This window comes from Pseudovibrio sp. Ad46, from assembly GCF_001623065.1.
GTDB lineage: Bacteria > Pseudomonadota > Alphaproteobacteria > Rhizobiales > Stappiaceae > Pseudovibrio.
Genome location: NZ_LMCG01000079.1, coordinates 25,557 through 46,150, shown reverse-complemented (window position 1 = coordinate 46,150; position 20,594 = coordinate 25,557). Strand labels below are relative to the sequence as shown.

19 protein-coding genes are annotated in these 20,594 nt (G+C 52.0%); 8 read left to right on the top strand and 11 right to left on the bottom strand.

Features of this window, described 5'->3' with window-relative positions; translation table 11 throughout:
- Positions 1 to 256 precede the first annotated feature (256 nt).
- Positions 257 to 991: a 1-acyl-sn-glycerol-3-phosphate acyltransferase gene (locus PsAD46_RS22405; protein ID WP_244273239.1), complete on the top strand. Its 735-nt coding sequence runs from the start codon at positions 257 to 259 to the stop codon at positions 989 to 991.
- A gap of 82 nt (positions 992 to 1,073) precedes the next feature.
- On the opposite strand, the gene PsAD46_RS22400 is transcribed toward PsAD46_RS22405, so the two are convergent.
- Complete coding sequence (locus PsAD46_RS22400) at positions 1,074 to 2,159, bottom strand: hypothetical protein (RefSeq protein WP_057462510.1); 1,086 nt, start codon at positions 2,157 to 2,159, stop codon at positions 1,074 to 1,076.
- 259 nt (positions 2,160 to 2,418) lie between these two features.
- On the opposite strand from PsAD46_RS22400, the gene PsAD46_RS22395 reads away from it, so the two are divergent.
- Positions 2,419 to 3,024 (top strand): nitroreductase, encoded by a 606-nt coding sequence (locus PsAD46_RS22395; RefSeq protein ID WP_057462509.1) that lies wholly within the window; start codon positions 2,419 to 2,421, stop codon positions 3,022 to 3,024.
- 16 nt (positions 3,025 to 3,040) lie between these two features.
- Entirely contained in the window at positions 3,041 to 3,652 is a 612-nt protein-coding gene (locus PsAD46_RS22390) for a flavin reductase family protein (protein ID WP_057462508.1), read from the top strand.
- Positions 3,653 to 3,678: 26 nt separating this feature from the next.
- Here PsAD46_RS22390 and PsAD46_RS22385 read toward each other — a convergent pair whose 3' ends face one another.
- A complete protein-coding gene (locus PsAD46_RS22385) occupies positions 3,679 to 4,365 on the bottom strand; it encodes a hypothetical protein (RefSeq protein ID WP_063307908.1) in 687 nt (228 codons plus the stop codon).
- A gap of 184 nt (positions 4,366 to 4,549) precedes the next feature.
- On the opposite strand from PsAD46_RS22385, the gene PsAD46_RS22380 reads away from it, so the two are divergent.
- Both PsAD46_RS22380 and PsAD46_RS22375 read left to right on the top strand, forming a co-directional pair.
- Entirely contained in the window at positions 4,550 to 5,512 is a 963-nt protein-coding gene (locus tag PsAD46_RS22380; RefSeq protein ID WP_063307907.1) for a transglycosylase SLT domain-containing protein, read from the top strand.
- Positions 5,513 to 5,657: 145 nt separating this feature from the next.
- Positions 5,658 to 6,797: a DUF2336 domain-containing protein gene (locus PsAD46_RS22375; RefSeq protein WP_063307906.1), complete on the top strand. Its 1,140-nt coding sequence runs from the start codon at positions 5,658 to 5,660 to the stop codon at positions 6,795 to 6,797.
- A 21-nt stretch (positions 6,798 to 6,818) separates the two neighbouring features.
- Here the strand turns inward: PsAD46_RS22375 and PsAD46_RS22370 are convergent, their stop codons facing one another.
- The 3 genes from PsAD46_RS22370 to PsAD46_RS22360 form a co-directional block, all read right to left on the bottom strand.
- Positions 6,819 to 7,334, bottom strand: coding sequence for an Hpt domain-containing protein (locus PsAD46_RS22370; protein ID WP_057462504.1), 516 nt, complete (start codon positions 7,332 to 7,334; stop codon positions 6,819 to 6,821).
- A 149-nt stretch (positions 7,335 to 7,483) separates the two neighbouring features.
- The gene (locus PsAD46_RS22365; protein ID WP_063289517.1) at positions 7,484 to 8,260 is read right to left on the bottom strand and encodes an NAD kinase; all 777 of its coding nucleotides are present in this window, start codon (positions 8,258 to 8,260) and stop codon (positions 7,484 to 7,486) included.
- Between the two features lie 453 nt (positions 8,261 to 8,713).
- Positions 8,714 to 9,856, bottom strand: a complete 1,143-nt coding sequence (locus PsAD46_RS22360) for an anhydro-N-acetylmuramic acid kinase (RefSeq protein ID WP_063307905.1) — start codon at positions 9,854 to 9,856, stop codon at positions 8,714 to 8,716.
- Positions 9,857 to 10,321: 465 nt separating this feature from the next.
- On the opposite strand from PsAD46_RS22360, the gene PsAD46_RS22355 reads away from it, so the two are divergent.
- A complete protein-coding gene (locus PsAD46_RS22355) occupies positions 10,322 to 11,014 on the top strand; it encodes an OmpW family protein (protein ID WP_063307904.1) in 693 nt (230 codons plus the stop codon).
- Between the two features lie 80 nt (positions 11,015 to 11,094).
- On the opposite strand, the gene ugpC is transcribed toward PsAD46_RS22355, so the two are convergent.
- From ugpC to PsAD46_RS22325, 6 genes are all read right to left on the bottom strand, one after another.
- Entirely contained in the window at positions 11,095 to 12,183 is a 1,089-nt protein-coding gene (ugpC, locus tag PsAD46_RS22350; protein WP_063307903.1) for a sn-glycerol-3-phosphate ABC transporter ATP-binding protein UgpC, read from the bottom strand.
- 14 nt (positions 12,184 to 12,197) lie between these two features.
- On the bottom strand, positions 12,198 to 13,484 hold the full coding sequence (locus PsAD46_RS22345; protein ID WP_063307902.1) for a trehalase family glycosidase: 1,287 nt from the start codon (positions 13,482 to 13,484) through the stop codon (positions 12,198 to 12,200).
- Positions 13,485 to 13,523: 39 nt separating this feature from the next.
- Entirely contained in the window at positions 13,524 to 14,753 is a 1,230-nt protein-coding gene (locus PsAD46_RS22340; RefSeq protein ID WP_063307901.1) for a carbohydrate ABC transporter permease, read from the bottom strand.
- A complete protein-coding gene (locus PsAD46_RS22335) occupies positions 14,750 to 16,081 on the bottom strand; it encodes a sugar ABC transporter permease (protein WP_063307900.1) in 1,332 nt (443 codons plus the stop codon). Before PsAD46_RS22335 ends, PsAD46_RS22340 begins: the two co-directional genes overlap by 4 nt.
- Before the next feature lie 88 nt (positions 16,082 to 16,169).
- Positions 16,170 to 17,519, bottom strand: a complete 1,350-nt coding sequence (locus PsAD46_RS22330) for an extracellular solute-binding protein (protein ID WP_063307972.1) — start codon at positions 17,517 to 17,519, stop codon at positions 16,170 to 16,172.
- Positions 17,520 to 17,530: 11 nt separating this feature from the next.
- Positions 17,531 to 18,688, bottom strand: a complete 1,158-nt coding sequence (locus tag PsAD46_RS22325) for a substrate-binding domain-containing protein (RefSeq protein WP_208981972.1) — start codon at positions 18,686 to 18,688, stop codon at positions 17,531 to 17,533.
- A gap of 337 nt (positions 18,689 to 19,025) precedes the next feature.
- Between PsAD46_RS22325 and PsAD46_RS22315 the strand changes: the two genes are divergently transcribed.
- Complete coding sequence (locus tag PsAD46_RS22315; RefSeq protein ID WP_057462497.1) at positions 19,026 to 19,538, top strand: helix-turn-helix domain-containing protein; 513 nt, start codon at positions 19,026 to 19,028, stop codon at positions 19,536 to 19,538.
- Positions 19,539 to 19,588: 50 nt separating this feature from the next.
- Positions 19,589 to 20,578, top strand: a complete 990-nt coding sequence (locus PsAD46_RS22310) for a nitronate monooxygenase family protein (RefSeq protein ID WP_063304081.1) — start codon at positions 19,589 to 19,591, stop codon at positions 20,576 to 20,578.
- The last annotated feature ends 16 nt before the right edge of the window (positions 20,579 to 20,594 follow it).

Genomic DNA, 20,594 nt, shown 5'->3' with positions numbered 1-20,594 from the left:
GTGAAATTTTGAAGGCTGGCCGCAGGTTTCTGTTGCCAGCCTTTTTCTTTTTGGCCTCACTGTCGCCTAAACTTCACGTAAGTTTGCGAAAGCTTACAAAGCCGGCTCAGATGAAATGAGTTATGTGAAGTGAGGATGTCGTGAACCACGCGGATTTAAGCTATGCCAATAGTACTCATCCCTTATTGAAGCGATGGCTTATTCGCAGCATCGAAGGGCTCTCTGGTAAGCGAGCGCTGGTGGACCTTTATGAGGAGTGGCGAGCTGGTTTTCAGTTTCTGATCAGGTGCTCTGGCGTGATCTGCTGGAACAGATTGACTTGCGTGTGGAATGTACCGGAAACGACTGGCCGCCCGCTGATCTGGATGGGAAGCCGCTGGTGCTGATTGCGAACCATCCCTATGGCATTGCAGATGGAATCGCGATTCTTTCGCTTGCTGAACAGCTCAATCGTCCTTACCGCGTGCTGATCAATAATGAGCTGTTGAAGGTGCCTGAAATCAGGCCTTTCGCTTTGCCAGTAGACTTTGAAGAAACCGAAGAGGCTTTGCGCACCAATTTGAAAACACGGCAGGAAGCGCTGAGATTACTGCGGGAAGGGGTGGTGATTGTGATCTTTCCTGGAGGCGGTGTTGCTACAGCTGCTAAGCCGTTTGGCAGGGCTGAGGAGCTGCCTTGGAAAACATTCAGTTCCAAGCTCATTCGAAGCGCGCGAGCAACGGTGCTGCCGGTTTATTTTGAGGGGCAGAACTCGGCATTGTTCCACATGGTCAGTCGCTTTTCTCTGAGTTTACGATTGTCGCTCCTTATCCGCGAATTTAAGAGCATTCTGGGACAAACCATTCTTGCGCGGATTGGCTCTCCTATTTCCTATGAGGTTTTAGAGGGATGCAAGAGCCAGCGAGAAATGGTGGATGAACTTCAGGCAATTGTTATGAGTTTGCGGGATTGTGTTGAGGCGCCAAAGGCGGAGACCTTTTATCTTCCGTAGGACATCCTCCTTAAGGTCTGCCTGAGCCAATAAAAAAGGCGCCGAGTGCGGCGCCTTGGTCATTCTAGATCTTGTGTAAGCCTTACAGAGGGTTTTCTGCAAGCACTTCCACTTCCACGTTGTTTACGCTTGGATTGACCGTGAACTCTTCGCGATACATTTCACCGTTGTTGCGCGCCATAACCGTATAGGTTCCGGCTGCTAGGGTGAGGTCAAGGAACGCACCATTGCCGCTTGCAACTGTGTCACCGCCTGGAGAGAGGATCGTCCAAGACGTGTTGGCCAAAGATGTCTTGTTTTTAGCGCTTACCAGCTTCAGCGTGATGTTGCCTGCCTGATGGTAAAGGGTTGCTTCGGTCAGCTTGCCTGCCTGAACGTGAATATCTGCGCGTACGACAGCGTTGACATCGCCGTAGCGGCTTTCAACATGGTAGGTGCCTGCGCTCACTGGAACCAGCTCGCCCGGCTTGATGCCAGATGCAATGAGACCGCGGTTGCCTGTGGTGTCGTAAGTCATATCGTAAATGTTAAAGCGCACATCTTTGCGTGGCATCTGTTGATCGTTGCCCAGAGCAGCGTCCAGACGAATACCACCTGCGTTCAGGATGATTGTTCCTGTCTTCACACCGCTTTTAAGTTCATAACGCGTGGTTGCTGTGACTTTGCCAAAAGAGGTGTGAACGAGGTAAGTACCCGGATCGAGGCGGAATTCTGCGTCCTGATCTTGAGAGGACGCGACCATGGTCAAGGACCCATCATCATTTTCTTTTGAAGAGTAGACGCGCCATTTTAGGCCACGTGTGAGGTTCGGTGTTCCCTCAGCCAGCTTTGCTACCAGATAAAGGACAGGCTGTGCGCCGACAGGTGCCTGCTCTGCGCCTACAGATGGGGGAGCGTACGGTAAGAAGCTCGTACCCATTGTTGGTGCAAGGGATTGCCCCTGATAACCGCTGAGCGGATCATAGCTGATAGGAGGTGCGATGGTCTTGTCTGGCTTTGCGCCCAAGTCCAGCACTTCTTTAGAGAACGGCAAAGCAGGTTTGGAAACAGGAATAGGACCTGCAGCCTGAGCGGCGTTTCCAAGCAAGGCCAATCCAGCACAAAATGCTGTGGCGGTTGCTGCGCGTTGTAGCGCTTTGCTGAACGTCGATATCCGCTCTAACTTCACGTGTGCTCTCGCTACTACTTCAGAAAGTGTTACCCGTGTGCGACAGTAAATACAAAACCGACACCCGATCGAGTGAAATCAGATTACAGTGACAAACTGTGATTTGGAAGTGTTTTATAAATTTTTACTAAGTGGGTTGGGGATTGGTAGTCAATGTGGCAAGAATGGGGCAAGACCATCCTTTAATTGACACAGTTGATATTCTGTATAGGACTATTGCGTAGCTTTAATCGTTGAAATCCTGAAAAGAATCGAGACCGTGGAAACTAAAGACCTTCCAGAACTGAAGAGTTTTCTCAAAACTCGTCGCTCCCATCTCGCTGCAACACTCGTGCATCCTGGTCCCAATCAAGCACAAATTTCAGAGCTTCTTGAGATAGCCTGCCGTGTTCCGGATCACGGAAAAATTTCTCCTTGGCGGTTTATTATCTATGGCAATTCACAGGCTGACCTCATCGGTCTAAAGCTTGCTGAAATTGCAGAAAAGCGTCAGGGCTCGCTTGGTGAGAACACCAAGGTAATGGAGCTGGAGCGTTTCAAGCGCGCGCCGTTGGTTATTGGCGTTGTGTCTTCTCCAAACCGGGAACATAAAGTTCCGGTCTGGGAACAGGAGCTTGCTGTTGGGGCGGTTTGTGTCTCGCTCCTTAATGCCTGCTTTTCAATGGGTTTTGCAGGCCAGTGGCTCTCTGAGTGGTATGCTTTTGATGATGAGGCAGCTGCCTATCTTGGTGCTCGTGATGGGGAGCGGTTTGCAGGCTTCATTCATATCGGAAGCGCTAGCATTGTTCCGAGTGAGCGTCCTCGGCCTGATGTTGCCCGATTGACTGAATATTTTGAAAGTTCTCTTTCCGGTGTTGATGCGTAGGAGTTGAGGCAAGTATATGTTTTATGAAGCGAATAAGCCGCATGGATTGCCCCACAATCCATTCAAGGCTGTTGTTGCACCTCGTCCGATTGGTTGGGTTTCTACCGTCTCTAAAGACGGTGTGCGCAACTTGGCTCCTTACAGTTTTTTCAATGCAGTGTGTGATACTCCGCCGATGGTTGTGATTGGGTCCAGCGGTTACAAAGACTCTGTCCGCAACATTGAAGAAACTGGCGAGTTTGTCTGCAACCAAGCCACATTGGATCTTGCAGATGCGATGAACCTGTCCTCTGCAATGGTTGGTACTGATGTTGATGAGTTCGAGCTTTCCGGTTTAACGGCAGAGCCATCCAAATTGATCAAGGCTCCACGCGTTTTAGAGGCAAAAACTGCGTTGGAGTGTAAGCTGGTTAATGTGCAGCGTCTGATCGATATTGACGGAAATGAGACTAACAGCTGGCTTATACTGGGTCAGGTTGTTGGTGTGCATATCGACGAGAGTGTGCTTGAAAACGGATTGCTCAATGTGGCGAAAATGAAGCCTTTGGCCCGGTTGGGTTACATGGATTACTCGGTGGTTGATTCTGTATTTCAGATGGACCGGCCAGTTCTTCCAGAAAAAGCATGATGGCGGGCGCTCAGGCGCCCCTTTTCTTATCTCGAAAATACCTGTTGTATCTGATGCGCGTCTTCAGGCGTGTTTGCGTTCATGCCGGTAAAGCCGAGTGCTGCTGATTTTTCCAGATCTTCAGGTGCTGCCGTTGGTGCTGTATCCAGAGCAAACAGGTGAGCCGATTTTGCAGCAAACAGGCATTGTGTTTGTGCATATTGAAACGGCGGCAGCAAACCTCCATTTTCATCTCTGGACTGTTTCGCATCCAGTGCCTCTTTCAGCGCTTCTTCATTCCATGCCAGTGCGGTTAGGCGTGGGCTGGTGTTGGAGAGGTTCATGAGGTTGTGAAAGGCTGCAGGATATCTGCCAAGTTCAGGAATGATCTTCACTGTGCAGTCTTGCAATGCGTGTTCGGCTTCAAAGACAGAAAGTATCGCGTGCAAACGTTCAATATCAGCGCGCGATTTGATGAAGGTTGGAACGACGCCTCTTGGCTTCACATGAGCATAGGGCTTGAGCGTTGTGAGGATCGTGCTCTCTGATGGTTCGTTTAGTGTGAGATAAAGATCGTGGTGTTTGCCCAGCTCAGCCAGAGTGTTTGGCGAGCCATAAGGCTCGAACTCGCTGACGGGCTTTTCTGGCAAAATGGCGAGTGATACATTCCTCAGAGCTTTCAGCTTTTCTGTCTTATCGAATGTTGAGGCCATCACGCTCAGCAGGCAGTTCATTGCTTTTCTCCGAATCCAATCAGAAATTGAATTGTAATGCATAATTCGTAGAGAACAGGATAGGTGAAAAATCTGTTTTAACTCAAATAACTCAGTGATTTCAGTAGGGTAAAATTAAAATTTAACTATTTATTAACTAATATTAAGGTATATTAACTAATGGTATTATAGGGGGCAGATTCTCGTGAAGGTTGCAGGCGATCCTTCCATTGCAGGGCGTATTGAATCGGCTTTTCAAAAGGCCAGTTCCAAAACAGGTACGTCTTTTGACTTTCTGCTGCAAGCGGCTGCCCGTGAATCTTCCTTTGACCCGAACGCCAAAGCTAAAACCTCCTCTGCCTCGGGGCTTTTTCAATTCATCGAGTCCACCTGGCTTGAGACGCTCAAGAAAAATGGCGAGGAATTGGGCTTGCAAGACTATGCGCAGCACATTCGTGTTGATGCAAATGGTAAGTACCGCGTCGACAACAAGCACCTGAAGCAACAGCTTCTGGATCTGCGTTATGACCCTGATATCTCTTCGCTTGTTGCCGGTGCTTTGGCAAAAGACAACGCCTCTGGACTTTCTTCAAATCTGGGGCGGGACCCGTCCGCTGGTGAGCTGTATCTTGCGCATTTTCTTGGGGTGAACGGTAGTCTACGGCTTTTGAATGCTGCTCAGGACCGACCTGAGCACCCGGCTGCGGACCTGTTTCCGCTGCAAGCGCGGTCCAATAAGGCTGTATTTTACAACAAGGATGGGCAGGCACGGACTGTCAGCGATGTGCATGACCGTTTGGTTGGGCGCTTTAATGATACGATTGCTGGTTCAGATCGTCCGGCAGTTGGTGTGCGTAGGGGGCCTATCACTAAGCCGATTGACAGCCATCGCGTTGAAAGCCGCATTCTGACAGCATGGCGTGCGACGACGGTTGATAAAGATGAGGCGCCTTTTCAGTCCCTGTTTCGGACTGATGAAGCGGCAGCATTAACTGCGTCCAAAGCTGTGAGTGAGACGAAGCGATCCGGTGTTGAGGTTCAGGAATCAATCAGCCAACAGTTTGTTGCGCCAAAGCCAATCGCGAGACCATCTGGTGCACCTTTGGACCTGACCAAATTTCTTGCACCGTCCCAAGCAAGTGGAAAGTCCTTAAGTAAGAAGGTCTAGAACCTGTGACTTACAGGCGTTTCTTACTGCTCTAATCTTTCAAAAAACAAGTTTTACGAGAAACTGCGGGTGCAGTGAACGAAGCCTTAAGAATTATGATTAATTATTTCTACCCATAGTTGGTGGATACAGGTTTCTGAGTGCCATGATTATCAAGAGTTTTCTGAATTGGGTGCAGTATGCGCCAAGTGGAAGTCGCGCACAGGCGGCTGGTGCTTTGGTGCGTGCTTTCTTGTACTCTGAACTTGAAAGCTCTGAGTACAGCGAAGCAGAGGCAGCATTGACCTTCCTGCTTGATGATCGTGATGTTGCGGTTCGGATCGCCCTTGCAGAAGCCTTTGGCGCTGCAAAGATTGTTCCTTCTCACATCATTTCTGCTTTGCTCGTGGATGAAGATGAAGTTGCGCTGCCTTTGCTTTCTGGTGCAACGACTATTCCAGAAGGTGAGCTGGTGGATCTTGTTGCGACAGGCTCCACTCAGCGTTGTGTTGCAGTTGCCAGCCGACCTGAAATTACGGTGGGCTTGTCTGCTGCTATCTGCGAAGTTGCTTGTGAAGAGGCCTGTGTTGCTTTGCTTGCAAATGAAAAGGCAGAGATCACACCCAACAGTATGGAACGTGTGGTTGCACGGTTTGGCGAAAGCCGGGACGTGAAAGATGCTCTGATGTCTCGTGATGATGTTCCCTTGCAAATCCGACATATGATGCTGCGGCGTTATACTGAAGGTCTTGGTGACCATCCGCAGGTGCTTGGTGCAAGGAATATGCGTGCTCCTGAGCAACTGGTTGCTGATGCGCAGGATCGTTCTACGATTTCACTGGCCTGGAGTGCCTCTGACAAAGAGCTGCACGGGCTTGTTGAACATCTGGTTGTTTCCGCTCAGATGACAAGCGTTCTTTTGCTTCGTTCAGCAGTAACCGGTTGCTTTAACTTGCTTACAAGCTCGTTGGCTCGTTTGTCTGATTATGAGGAGGATCAGGTGTTTGACGCATTGGCGACGCCATTTGGTGCTTCGCTGCGACGCGTCTTATCAGCCGCTGGCTTGCCAGACCGCACGCATGCGCTTTTCCAGGAGTGCATTGCCAGCTGGCAGCGGGTCGAAAACATGCAGATCGACCATTGGTCCAAATCACGCATTGTAGCGGGTGATCTGATTGCGCTGGAAGATGAGCTGGGTATTGAGGATCTGGGAGATCTGCAAGACTTGTTGCATCGCCTCTCCAATGAGGCTGCGCGCGAAAGTGCACGTACACGTGTTGCTGAAATGCTGAGTGACGTTGCTTAAGGTATTCAGCTTATTGCCCGATTAGCTGTCGACGAGTTCTGTGAGCGGAGCGCTCGCTTCTTCCAGTCTTGTCACAAGCGCGACACCAAGCCGATTGGTTTCATCGCGGGCATCTTCAGAAATCATTGCATTGATTGCGCTTACGTGTTGAGCGATGAGCTCTTTCGGAAAGCTCTCTTGTGTCTTGGCAGCGACCAGCAAGAGCGTCAGATTGTTTGCAACGCGGCCAACCAGTGGGAAGCCCAGAGTTTCCGCCTGGCCTTTGATATCGTGGGCGCAGCGGAACAGTGCGTCGTAGGTTTCCTCTGTAAAATCAGCATTCTGTGCTGCCTGATTGGTCTCTTTCAGGCAATCGACTTCCGAGCCCATCCAGCTTTCGAACTTGTCAGAGAGTTTCTCGATGGCTTCTTCAGCAGCTTTGACCGGGTCGAACTTGGCAGCTTCAATGGTCGACATCTTCCGGACTTTTTTGGAAAGATCGTTTGGAACGCGGATGTGTTCCTGAGAAGATTTATCTGAACCAGTTAAAGAAGCCATTGTCCTGCGTAATTCCTGAGCCTGCATTGCTGTAGGTGTGATTATATTTCGAATTCGAAATAATATCTAACTATTTTACGAGCAATTCCAACCCGAAGTTGCTTCTTTTAGCATATTTGGTTGTGATCACAGCATCAACTGGTTGTGTCTTAGTACTTAAACATCTCAGAGAGGATACGTTCGTCCCAGCTGTGTTCATTATCGAACATGATGCAGCTTTGAGCTGTCGCGTCCTGATAGATGGTCGTGCTGATAACATTTCGGAACTCACGGTGATCAGCGGCTGCGTTGACCGGGCGTTTGTCTGCTTCAAGTACTTCAATCTTAACGGTGTTCTGTGTTGAGAGCAGAGCACCGCGCCAGCGTCTTGGGCGGAAGGCACTGATGGGTGTAAGTGCCATCAGAGGCGAGTCAATCGGCAGGATCGGGCCATGGGCTGACAGGTTATAAGCTGTGCTGCCCTGGGGAGTAGAGATAATGATACCATCGCATGCCAGCTCTTCCATGCGGACGCGGCCATCAACGGAGATGCGCAGTTTCGCGGCCTGATGGGATTTGCGCAGGAAAGAGACTTCATTGATTGCACGAGCGGTGAACTCGTTTCCGTCTTTGTCGACAGCTTCAATGTTAAGGGGATGGAGAGGCGTTATCTCTGCTTTTTCAAGGCGTTCAATCAGGCCTTCGGTCTTGTACTCGTTCATGAGAAAGCCGACTGAACCGCGATTCATGCCGTAGATCGGCATGCCTTTGTTCATAAACTTATGTAGATAAGAGAGCATAACTCCGTCGCCGCCAAGCGCGACAATGACGTCCGCATCGTCTTGCGAGGCAGATCCGTACATCTTTTCAAGAGCTTGGCGTGCAGCAAGTGCTTCTGGCGTATCGCTGGAAACAAAGGCAATGCGGTTGATAGTTCTTCTCTTCAAAGACGGCTCCTCCCTTAAAAAGGAGGTAGCATGACTTTGGGAAAATTCAAACTGCCTTTATGTCGCTTCTGGTGGGATTGCCAATGGATAAGCACATGCCTTGCCAGTTTTTACCGTAAAAAATACATAGACTCTATAAGTATTGTGTTGTGTATTTGTGCAATACTACTTGTTTGTGTTCGAATAAACATCAAGGTACTGAATTGCAACAGTTGTTGTTTTGGTTGTTTGGAGGGGTTTTTGTTAAAATAACTTTCGAGTATGTTGATTGTGTTGCAGATAGTTGAAATTCTTTCAAGATATCAATTATCTACAATGTTGCGACCAGAATATACTGCCTACCTTTTCTTATAGATATTTGAAGTTGAGACCTTTTGAACTTTAAACAAGAGGTCGGTGGGAGCTCTTGCGCGGCGGCAAGGGCTCCCACCTTTTTACTTCTGGTACGGCTGTTTAGCTGGTGTGTTGGTGTGGAAGCGCCTTGGTGCCACCTGACATAGCTGTTGGAACGCCTGTGGTTCCCGGAAAACTGATCGGTAAATTGCGATCGCATCTGGCCGCGAGCAAGGCGAAGCATTCGGCTTCCACTGCGTCCCCACGCCAGCCAAGTTCTTCAGCCTGAATGATTTTTACGTTTGCCCGTGCTTCGATCTCTTTCAGAAGCTGCGGGTTTTTGCGTCCTCCACCGCATGCTACCAGGCGGGCTGGGCGTTTTGGTAGCATGTCCAACCCCTTGCCGACTGCGCTTGCCGAAAATGCGGTGAGTGTTGCTGCGCCGTTTTGCAGAGAAAGGCCGGTTGCCATGTCTTTTGTGAAGCTGTTGCGGTCGAGGGATTTGGGGAAGGCTTCGGTGAGATAGGGGTGTTCGAGAAGTGTTTTGAGGCGGTCTTCGTCCGCTTGTCCGCTGGCAGCGATGAGGCCGTCGCGGTCCATGTCGCCGCGATTATGGGAGCTGATCCAGTCGTTTATAGGCGCGTTGGCCGGGCCTGTGTCGAAGGCAATCAGGGTGTTATGCCCGTCCCACCACGAGATGTTGGCGACGCCGCCGAGATTCAGAATTGCTGTGTCCGTTGGATTGTCGGACAGACCGGCGCTTCTTAAGAGGGCCTGATGGTAGATGGCTGCGAGGGGCGCGCCTTGTCCACCTGCTTCGATATCTTGCGTTCTGAAGTCGTAAATCACTGGAATATCGAGGATATCAGCGATGATGTGGCCGTCACCGAGTTGTCGGGTTGCGCCTTTTTGGCCGCCTTTGGGTGCGCGGTGCAGGACGGTTTGGCCGTGAAAACCGATTAACGCAATATTTTGCGTTGAAATGGAGTTTTTTGAAAGGAAATGTGAAATTGCGTGGGCTTGTCCCTCGCTGAGTGCTTTCTCCGCTCGTGAGAAAATTTCAGGTTCCTCGGATGCGAAATTCCAGTCCTGAGCGGCGGCCATGGCTTCGGCGATCAGCTGATTGGTTTCAGGGGGATAACTTGCCAGTGTGTAAGGGCCGAACTCTTCGATGGTTTGTCCATCGGTTTTCAGCATGGCGATGTCGACGTTGCCGTCCATTACCGTTCCGGTCATCAGACCGATGCACCACTGCGCAGCCATTTATTCCCCCACTCACAAAACCCGGTAGACTAAAAACTGAAGAGACTTCGGTCAGAGCAAGATGTTGCAAGGAAGGTGTGTGCCTTACGGATCTGCCTGCACGAAGTCTCCACTTCATAGCGGGTTCTGGGCGCAGTGACAAACGTTGGAGTGAGGGAAGCTTGTGTGTTTTCAGCTGGTGATTGTGATGATAGGAGGCATTGTTGTACGGGCTATGTATCAATTATTATGATGAAATAAAGTGATGAGAGTTTCCTTAGGCTTGTTGTGATCTGGTGGTTGTGCTAGTTTTCCTGCAAGAAATGTCTATTTGAAATCAACATTTCACATTTCTTGTCCGGCAAAATTACTATTATAAATAGTACTTATATTATCAATACTGGTTTGATGCACCTCAATGCTCACGTGCTCCACTCTCAATAATTGGAATAAGTGTAAAGCTCGCTTATACAACTGGAGGTGGAGATGAGTTTGAAAAGGGTGATGGGCCTTATGGTCACTGCTGCGATGGTGGTGCCTGCTGGTCAAGTTCTGGCGGCAGATATGCCTGTGCCACAGGAAGATATCGTTGCTGCGGCTGCATCTGAGAAGAGCCCTTGGCAGATCCGTGTGCGCGCTCTGGGTGTGATCCCTATGGATGAGGGTCATGTCAACGGTGTCTCAGGGTCTGATCTGTCATACTCGAGTACAGTGATTCCTGAGTTGGATATCACCTATTACTTCACTGACAATTTTGCAGCTGAGTTGATTTTGGGGACTACTTGGTCAGATGTTGATGGTGATGGTAGCCTTCCAGGCCTCGGTGTAAGCGATGTTGGAGAGACTTGGATCCTCCCACCAACGCTTACTTTGCAGTACCACTTCACTAATTTCGGCAGTTTTAAGCCGTACATTGGTGCAGGTATCAACTACACGATTTTCTATAATCAAGATGATGGAAAAGACTCCAAGAAACTTGATATCGAAAACACGTTTGGTGCAGCTCTACAGGTTGGTTTCGACTACATGGTTGATGACCATTGGGGTGTGAACTTTGACGTTAAAAAGCTGTTCCTTGAGGCAGACTATGACGCGACGTTGAACAATGATGCGAAAGTCTCAGGTACTGCTGAACTTAATCCCTGGCTAATTGGGGCTGGTGTTACTTATCGCTTCTAAGGGTGTCATAGCTGCTTAGAAAAGTAAGGCTTGGATGTGTGAGCACCCAAGCCTTTTGCTTATCGAGGCTGCTTGTTGTTTCAGGCTGGTTCTATTGCCTTCTCGCTGTTCACCCGTACGGCTTTGCCATCAGTCCCGAAGAAGTGGGTGAGGGCGGGGTCGAAAGAGAGGCCGACGGTGTCGCCTGCGCTGTAGTGCTCCAGACCGGATAATCTGACCAAGATGGTGCCAAGCCCTTTGGCTGCAACATAGATGAAGAGGTCTGCACCAAGGTACTCGACGTGTTCCACCGTGCCCGTTACAGCAGCTTCTGCTGGTGGAACAACACTGATGTGTTCCGGACGGATGCCCAGCTTCACAGGTGTGCCTTCGTTGTTTTTGAAAGGCGATGGCTGCTCTGAGAAACCTGCCAGCGTGAAGGTATTGTCGCTGAACTCAACGGGTATGATGTTCATCTTTGGTGAGCCGATGAACTGAGCCACGAACAGGTTGTCCGGCTGCTCATAGAGTTCTCGCGGAGAGCCGACCTGTTCAATACGGCCAGACTGCAGAACCACGATCTTGTCTGCCAGTGTCATCGCTTCCACCTGATCATGGGTCACATAGATCATGGTGGCATCCAGATTGCGGTGCAGTTTTGCAATCTCAAAGCGCATTTCAACACGCAGGGCTGCATCGAGATTGGAGAGCGGCTCGTCAAACAGGAAGGCAGCTGGATCACGGACGATGGACCGGCCAATGGCAACGCGTTGGCGCTGACCGCCAGAGAGTGCCTTTGGACGCCGTTCGAGGTACTCTTCCAGCTGAAGCACTTCAGCGGCCTTGTTGACCTTGGCTTCAATCTCAGCTTTTGGAGCACCTGCGGTTTTCAGAGCAAAGCCCATGTTTTCGCGCACGCTCATATGTGGGTAGAGCGCATAACCCTGAAACACCATGGAGAGCCCACGTCCGGCCGGTGGTAGGGCGGTGACGTCTTTGCCATCAATGTGTACGGTGCCGCGGCTGGCTTCCTCCAGACCGGAGATCACCCGCAGAAGTGTGGACTTGCCGCAGCCAGAGGGGCCAACAAAGATGACGAACTCCCCGGGATTGATCTCAAGATCAATCCCTTTGATGACCTGAAGATCCCCAAACCATTTTTCGACACCCTCAAGGCGAATAGCTCCCATTCTTCCGTTCCTCCTCAGGCTGCTTTAGCGGTCAGGCTTGGTGTGGCCCATGTGAGCCAGATGGCGGATGTCCATGAGAAGGAGTTGCCGCCAGCGCCTTCGCCGGTGATTGGATCAAAATATTCCGCAAAATCACTCTTTTCGATCAGTGCAACAGTGTCTTTGCGCAGGCGCTCGGCCCGGACTGTGTCACCCATATCTGCAAACCCTGTTGCGATGAGGTAGTTGATGATGCCCCAGACCGGACCACGCCAGTAGCGCATGCTTTCAAACAGCGGATGATCCGGATCGTAGCTTGGCATGGTGTAGTTGACCTTTGCCGCGATCCGGTCGAAGTGTTCGCGTGTCGGGTTGATGTATTTTTCTTCGCGAATGCCTGCATATGGAGCAAGGAAAGACGCGCTGGAAATGCCGTTGCCCAATACATCATTGCGCAGATCGTAGGTGCAGAAGGCCTGCTTTTCTTCATTCCAGAGTTTGGCGATGCCTTTTTCTGTGAGGGCGATCCAACCTTTCAGCTCTTCAACTGCTTCGGTTTCGCCCAGCGCTTCGGCCATGGCCAGCAGGTCACGGTCTGCGCGCAGCAGGATGAAGGTGTTGCCCGGGTCAGCCACAAAGAACGGGCACTGGTCTGCAACGATCTTTGGATCCCAGTTGTTGTCGCGGCCAAACTTTACGATTGCCAGATAGCGGTCGTAGTCGATCTTCTTCGGGCGCATCTCAGGGTTTACGTGAGATGTGTCTTTACGGGTGTATTCACCAATATCAGAGATATCGACGTGGCTTGCAGCATTGTCCCAGTCCGGAAGGTTGTCGCGGCCAGATTCCCATGGGTGCATGATTGCGATGACGCCGTGACCTTCCGGATCGCGGTAGCTATGATACCAGCGATGCCATGCCAGCAGCTTCGGGAAGAGGGTTTTGATTTTCTCGATGCCAGCTTGTGAGGTGTCCTGCTCAAACAAGCGGCGAACAACGGTTGCTGCCACTGGTGGCTGAGAGTGGCCGGAGGTTGGGATCTTCGGGTTTGTGGTGCCCCAGACGGATGGGCCAGGGAAGTAGCTCGGGTCATCCTTACGGAAGATGATGTGCGGAACCATGCCGTCATCCCACTGGCCTTCAAAGAGCAGTTCAATCTCTTCCCATGCGCGCTCCATGTTGAATGTTGCAAAGCCGAGGGCGACGAAAGCGCTGTCCCAGTTCCACTGGTATGGGTAGAGGCCTTTGGTCGGGATGGTATAGCCGCCCAGATCATTTTCCTTGAGGATGGAAATGGCCTGATTGTCGAGTTGTGCGGACATAGTAGATACTCCGATGTTTTTTCTTTTTGACAGTGCCGCTTAGCCTTTGACGCTGCCTGCTGTGAGGCCCTGAACGAGAAAACGTTCGAACCACAGGAAGATGCCAAGAACAGGGACTGTTGCGATGACCGCACCGGCCATCAGGTGTTGACGTGGGACTTCAGAGGAATTGAGAGACACGACACCGCGGGAGAGGGTGAAAATGTCTGGATCATCCAGGAACATGAAGGCGAAGAGGAACTCGTTCCACGCGATCATGAAGACGTAAAGGGATACGGATGCCAGTGCTGGCAAGGACAGTGGCAGGGTGATTTTGAGGATCACACCCAGACGGCTGAGACCATCCATGAGGCCTGCTTCTTCCAACTCAGCAGGCAGGCCTTTGAAGTAGCCTTGCAGCATGTACAGGGCGACCGGAATGGTGGTTGCCGGATAGACGATGAGCAGGCCAGTCAGCGAGTTACGCAGGCCCAGCTGAGAGAAGACAGCGTAAAGCGGTATGACCAGAACAATCGCCGGCACCATGTAGATGAGCAGCACGGAGCGGGACATCCAGGAGCGACCTGGAAAGTTCAGACGGGAGACCGCATAAGCGCCCGGGACCGAGAACAGAAGGGTCAGGATGACAGTTGCTACTGAAACAATGGCAGAGACCGTCAGATAGGTGCCGAAGTTGAACTGGGTGAACAGCTCTACGTAAGAGCGGAACATGCCGGAGATGCCGCCTGACAGATCAATGGACAGATCCAGCGGGTTGCCGAGCAGTTGTTGTTGGCTTTTCAGGCTGGTCATGACCATGACGTAGAATGGCAGGGCAACCATCACCGTGAAGATGACGAAGCCAAAGCCTTTTGCAACACGCAGGAAGACGACTTCTTTCTCATATCGTGTGAGGTTGCCCTTTGGCGTGTCTGTCAGTGTCTGTCGATTGGCCCAGAACGTTATGGCTACAAAGGAGACCAGTGCGATGAGCTGCCAGAGCGGTTCTACGGAAAGCGGCAGGGCAAACGGAGCGCCAAATGTTGCTGCAAGCAGAGCCAGCAGGATGATGGCGGCTGGTGCGTATTTTTGTCCGGTGCTGGCGGATTTGCCTTCCCACAGATGGGTGAAGAGCGCGCCAAGCGCAGAGGCGAGGACGGCAGCGCCCACTTGTGGGATAGCGAGCTCTCCGGTGATGAGTGTCAGGGTGACACCAATCACGATCATGGCCAGGAAGCCCCAGACGGCGCCGCTTAGGCCGGCAAGAACGTAGCTACTGAGCAATCTCATAGCCCTTCCTCCTTGGTGGAAAAGCGGATGAACAAGGTGGCGAAGGTGACGAGAACAACAAAGACGACCACGGCAACGGCAGCACCTGCACCCAGATTGGAAAGGGCAAAGCCTTGCTCGTACACATCCACGGTCAGGGTGCGGGTTCCGGCGTTACCACCAGTGAGCAGGAAGATGTCGTCGAACTTGTTGAAGGTCCAGATGAAGCGCAACAGGAAGAGGACGGACAGGATGCCCATGAGTTGTGGCAGGGAAATGTACCAGAACTGCTGCATTGGAGTGGCGCCGTCCATTTCCGCTGCCTCATAGATGTCTGTTGAAACGGATTGCATGCGAGCCAGAATGAACAGGAAAGACAGCGGGAAGTAACGCCATGCTTCAAAGGCGATGACCGTTGAGAGCGCCAATGGGAACTCGAAGGAGGTTCCGAACAGGTGCAGGTCTACCGCGCGCTGACCGAAGAAGTTTACCGGTTCTGCGAGAACTCCCATCTTGGTGAGCAGGGCATTCAGGGTTCCGGAGAATGGATCCAGCAAGACGACCCAGGTGAAAGCAACGGCAATCACTGGAGATACGTAGGGGAACAGGAAGAGCCCACGCAGAATGCCTCTGCCCTTGAAGGAGGTGTTGAGGAGCTGGGCTGCAAACAGGCCGAGGACCAGTGCGCCAACTGTGCCGAAGATGGTGTAGTAGAACGTGACACGCAGAACGCTCCAGAACTCGTCACTGTCAAACACACGGCGGAAGTTATCGAGCGTGAACGTGCCGTTGGTGAGCACACTGTCAGCATCGCCGTAAGAAACGGGCTTGCTGGCTTTCTCCGGCTTTCTCAAAGCAAGGTATTCGTCAGAGACTGTGCCTGAAATGACCAGTTTTTCGCGGGCTTTGCCCTTAAGCGTGCCAAGGTCGCACTGTATGTTGATCCCATTGAGAGAGCAGGCATTCGGCAGCTTTAGCGCGGTGAAACCGGGTGGGAGGATGTCGGTAAAGCCTGCGTCTGCGATGGAGTTTTTCTGGGAGGAGTTTCTGACACGGTATTCCAGCGTTGCCGGATCGCCTGCCTGCTTTGGTTTGCCTTTGACGCGTTCGTTGATGAGGACTTTCGGAGCGCGCAGATCGCCCAGTTCCACGGGCTTAAAGCTGATCCAGAAGTTGGCGACCAGAGGTCCAAGAACAATTGCGAGGATGATCAGAAACGTGGGCGCCAGCATGGTGTAGGCAAGGCGTGCTTCCCGCTTTTGCATGGGGCCTGCGCCTTTGGGCGGCTGGCTCACGCTTTCACCTGCTGTGCTAACAGATTTTCCGGCCTGATCGGCTATGGCGCTCATTGCGCTGTGCTCCTGATATCACGGTGGTTTTGGTGGATTGAGAGCCCGCAGACATGAGGCCTGCGGGCTGAGATCGTGACGTCAGGCCTTACTTGATCTTGGCAAGTTCCTGATTGATCTTGGTGACCGCTTCTTCTGCAGAGAGTTCGTCATCAATGAACTCGCGGGTGTAGCGGTTGATGGCCATGGAGTTCAGGATCTTGGATGCAAGGCTGAGCTGGCCTTCTTTCACTCCCCAACGGCTGGCCGTATCCAGACCTTCCACAATCTGGGTGATTGTCTCAGCCGGATAGAGCTCTGTAAGCGGTGCTTTGCGGTCCACACCCACTGGCAGGGTTGCCCAGCCTTTGATGAAGGCTTCTTTGTCCTCAGCATTGCCGCGGCGAACAGGGAATTTGCCTTCTGGCGCGATGGACAGGGTCGCCAGATAGCCGTCGTTCATGGAGTATTCCACGAACTGCTGTGCAGCTTCTGTGTCAGCATCGTTGGTGATGGAGAAGTAACGGATGTCACCCCATGCTGCGCCAGCCTTGTTGGATGGGCCTGACAGAGTGGTTACAACACCGGTCTTACCTGCCAGTTCTTTGGAAGTTGGGTCACCGTTGATGGTTGGCGGTGCGCTGTCACGCAGGCCTGCCAGCTCGTCCAGAATGAACGGAGACCAGATGATCATGGCTGCCTTGCCAGCGAAGTACAACTCGCGGGACTGTTTCCAGTACAGATCGCCTGGAGGGGAGGCTTTCGCCAATGCTTTGTAGAAAGTCAGAGCTTCTGCAAGTTTCTTTTCGTCGAAACCTTTGAAGCCGTTTTCGTCAACCGGAGTTGCACCGTTTGCCAGAAGCACATGTTCCAGAAGCTGGCTCATGAAGCTTTCGTCGATCTTTGTTGCAGCCACAAAGCCGAACTGCTCTGGCGGATTGTGAAGTTTTTCGAGAGCTGCGAGGATGGAAGCGTATGTGTTTGGTGCTTCCAGACCGGCAGCGTCAAACAGATCCTTGCGGTAGACGATCATCTGGGTCCAGCCGTCCACCGGAACAGCTGCGTAGCCATCAGGCAGAGCTGCCATGTTCAGAGCGCCGGATGCGAAGGTGCTTTCTTCTAGATCTTCGATGACTTCGGTTGCAGCATCCGTGTCGATGATGCCAGCTTCTGCCCAAGGCAGAACGTGGATCAGCGGATGATAGATGACGTCTGGCAGATCACCAGCTGCATAAGCTGCTGTTGCGCGGGTGCCCATGTCTTTTTCGGTTACCGGAATGACATTGACTTCAATGCCGGTCTTCTCGGTAAACGCCTTTGCCATTGCTTCCTGCTTGGCAAGACGTGCAGGCTGTTCTTCTGTGGTCCAGAAGCGCAGCGCTTCAGCCTGTGCTGCACTCATTGCAAATGCAAGCGTGCCTACAAGGGCTGTCGTTCTTAGAATGTTCCTCCCGAACATAATTTCCTCCATTATGCGGTTGCGAAGTATGCGCTGAGGTGAGCTTTCAGCTCCTCAGGTGTTTTGCGTGGCGGACCATCAGAGCCACGCTGAATAAGTCTTGCTTCGGCCAGTACCTGCAGCTCCCGTGCTGGCTGGCCGCTGATTGCTTTTGTGAGAAGCTCTGCCAGTGTGCTGCCTGCAAGGACTGGTTCCTGAGCGAAGCTGGTAAGCGGCGGGTCGAAGTGCTCGCACACAGGCAGGCCGTCGTAACCAATGACTGTGACGTCCTCACCAACCGTCAAACCATGGCGGCGAATGATCTTGGTGACGCCGATGGCGATGGCATCGGTCATGCAGATGATAGCTGTTGGCGGACGGTCCTGATGCAGCAGTTGAAGCGCTGCCTGCTCCCCGCCCGGTTCATCCAAGGATGTTTCGACGATCAACTGCTCTTCAAAAGACAGACCGGCCTCTTCCAAGCCTTGTTGGAACCCTTCAATACGCAGGCGGCTGAAGTTCATTTGCGGATTAGACATCACCAGCGCGATACGGGTGTGACCTTGCGCAATGACCTTTCTGGCTGCTGAATAGAACGCGGCGTGGTTGTCGATGTCGAACCATGGGTGTTCGCCTTCGCGGGCTGTACGGCCATGGCTGACAAACGGAAAACCCCGATCCAATAGATAGTCTACGCGTGGGTCGTTGGTGGCTGTTCTGGTAAGAACGAAGCCATCGACCTTTTGCGAGGAGATGAGGCGGCGGATTGCCAGCACAGCATCATCCATGGAGCTCGCCGTTGTCACTAGCAGGTCTTTATCGACTGCGTTGAGTGCGCGGGTCATGCCGTCCAGAAACTCGGCGAGGAACGGGTCTGCCCCTTTGCCAGGCATGAGCGGCAGTACGATGCCGAAGGTGTCGACACGGCCACGCTTAAGATTGCGTGCTGTGGAGGAGGGGCGATAGCCCAGCTCTTCGACTGCTTTGAGGACGCGCTCGCGAGTTGCTTTGGAAATGTCCGTGTAATTGTTCAGGACGCGGGACACGGTGCCCTTTGCAACGCCTACATGGCGTGCCACGTCTCCAATGGTCACAGATTTTCTCTGTTGCACATTCTGGTCAGTGATGCTCACAGAATTCCCACCCAATAGGTTGTCATCAGATCGCTCCCATTCATGATCTGATTTCATCGATGATGCTTACAAAACCGATTTTGGAAGTCAACAAAATCGGTTTTGTTAAGTCCGAAATCGGTTTTGGAAACCGAAACACAAGGTTTTTCGGAAAGAGGGTTTCGGGTGGTTTCGGTGAGCGAAACTTAGCCAGAAAAAAGTTTGGCAGGGCTGGGGACAACTTGATGCGGACCGGCTGGATGCGGCAAACCAGAGCGATTTTGGTGTTGTGCAGAGGTTTTGAAAAGGACTCAGTGGTTCGGTTGAAGACTAGGCCAAAGAGCTAGGTTGCCCATTAGGTAAACTGGAAATAGCTTCTTTAAACGAAGTTAAATTGAAGGTGCCGGAGCCGGGAATGAGTGGAGCGCGACGAAGCTTTGCAGGTGTTGACTGTGCGGTTGCTCAAGCGATCGAGCAGATGGGGGATCCCTGGATCCTGCTTATTCTGAGGTGCCAGTTTCAGGGCATCAAGCGCTTTGATGACTTTCAGGGGCATTTGCAGATCTCCACCAGTGTACTGACAGATCGTTTGCGGCGTCTGGTGCAAGCGGGTTTGCTGCGTAAGGAGCAAGACCAGCAGGACAAGCGCGGAACGGTCTATCTTCTCACCGAGAAGGGCATGGACTTTTACCCGGTGATGATTGCGCTACACCAATGGAGTGAGCGCTGGGAAGCCCGTGAAGGCGGACCGAGACTGGAATTGCTGGACAAGCAAAGCGGAGAGCCCGTGCGTGATGTGCGTGTGCTTTCGCAAGACTATAGAGAATTGAGTGCCCGGGATGTTCTGGCATTGGTTGATGACCAGAGTGGCGAGATGATGCAGGACATTCAGGAGAGGTTGAAGCGCCGGAGAGGTGATGCCGCCTGATATTGAGATCAAACAGGCAGCAGATTGAATTGTAAGGGAGTGTGTTTGAAATGGCTTTGCCGGATATTTTGAAGAATAAGTTGCGCCTGCCAGTTGTTGGCAGTCCTTTGTTTATCATCAGCAATCCAGACCTGGTGATTGCACAGTGTAAGGCAGGGATTGTTGGTTCCTTTCCGGCGCTTAATGCTCGCCCGCAGGAAAAGCTGGAAGAGTGGTTGATCCAGATTACAGAAGAGCTGGCAGCTTATGATGCGGCTAATCCTGACAAACCGTCAGCTCCGTTTGCTGTAAACCAGATTGTGCATCGCTCCAATGATCGTCTGCAGCATGATGTTGAGCTTTGCGTGAAGTACAAGGTGCCAATCGTGATTACCTCTCTTGGTGCGCGCCCAGAGGTGTTTGATGCGGTTCATTCTTACGGCGGCATCGTGCTGCATGACATCATTACCAACACCCATGCGCATAAGGCGGTTGCGAAGGGTGCTGATGGCCTGATTGCTGTTGCTGCTGGTGCTGGTGGCCATGCAGGTACAACATCACCGTTTGCGCTTATTCAGGAAATCCGTGAGTGGTATGATGGCCCGCTTCTGCTTTCAGGCAGTATCAGTACTGGCAAGTCTATTCTTGCATCACAGGTGATGGGTGCTGATCTGGCTTACATCGGGTCCGCCTTTATTGCGACTGAGGAAGCAAATGCTCAGCAGGCCTATAAGCAGATGATCGTTGATAGCGGTGCAGAGGATATCGTGTATTCCAATCTGTTTACCGGTGTGCATGGCAACTATCTGAAGCCATCCATCGAGCAAGCAGGCATGGATCCTAGTAATCTGCCAGAAGGCGATCTGAAGACCATGGACTTTCACAGTGCTGACAAGGGTAAGCCGAAGAGCTGGAAAGAGATCTGGGGCTGCGGCCAGGGCATTAGCGCGGTGAAAACCATTGGCAGCACTGGTGATCTGGTTGCTCGGTTGTCGTCAGAGTATGATGAGGCTTGCAAAGCGGTGACGGCGCAAGCTTCTACACTGGAGCCTGCTGAGTAAGAGGGGCTTGCGTTAT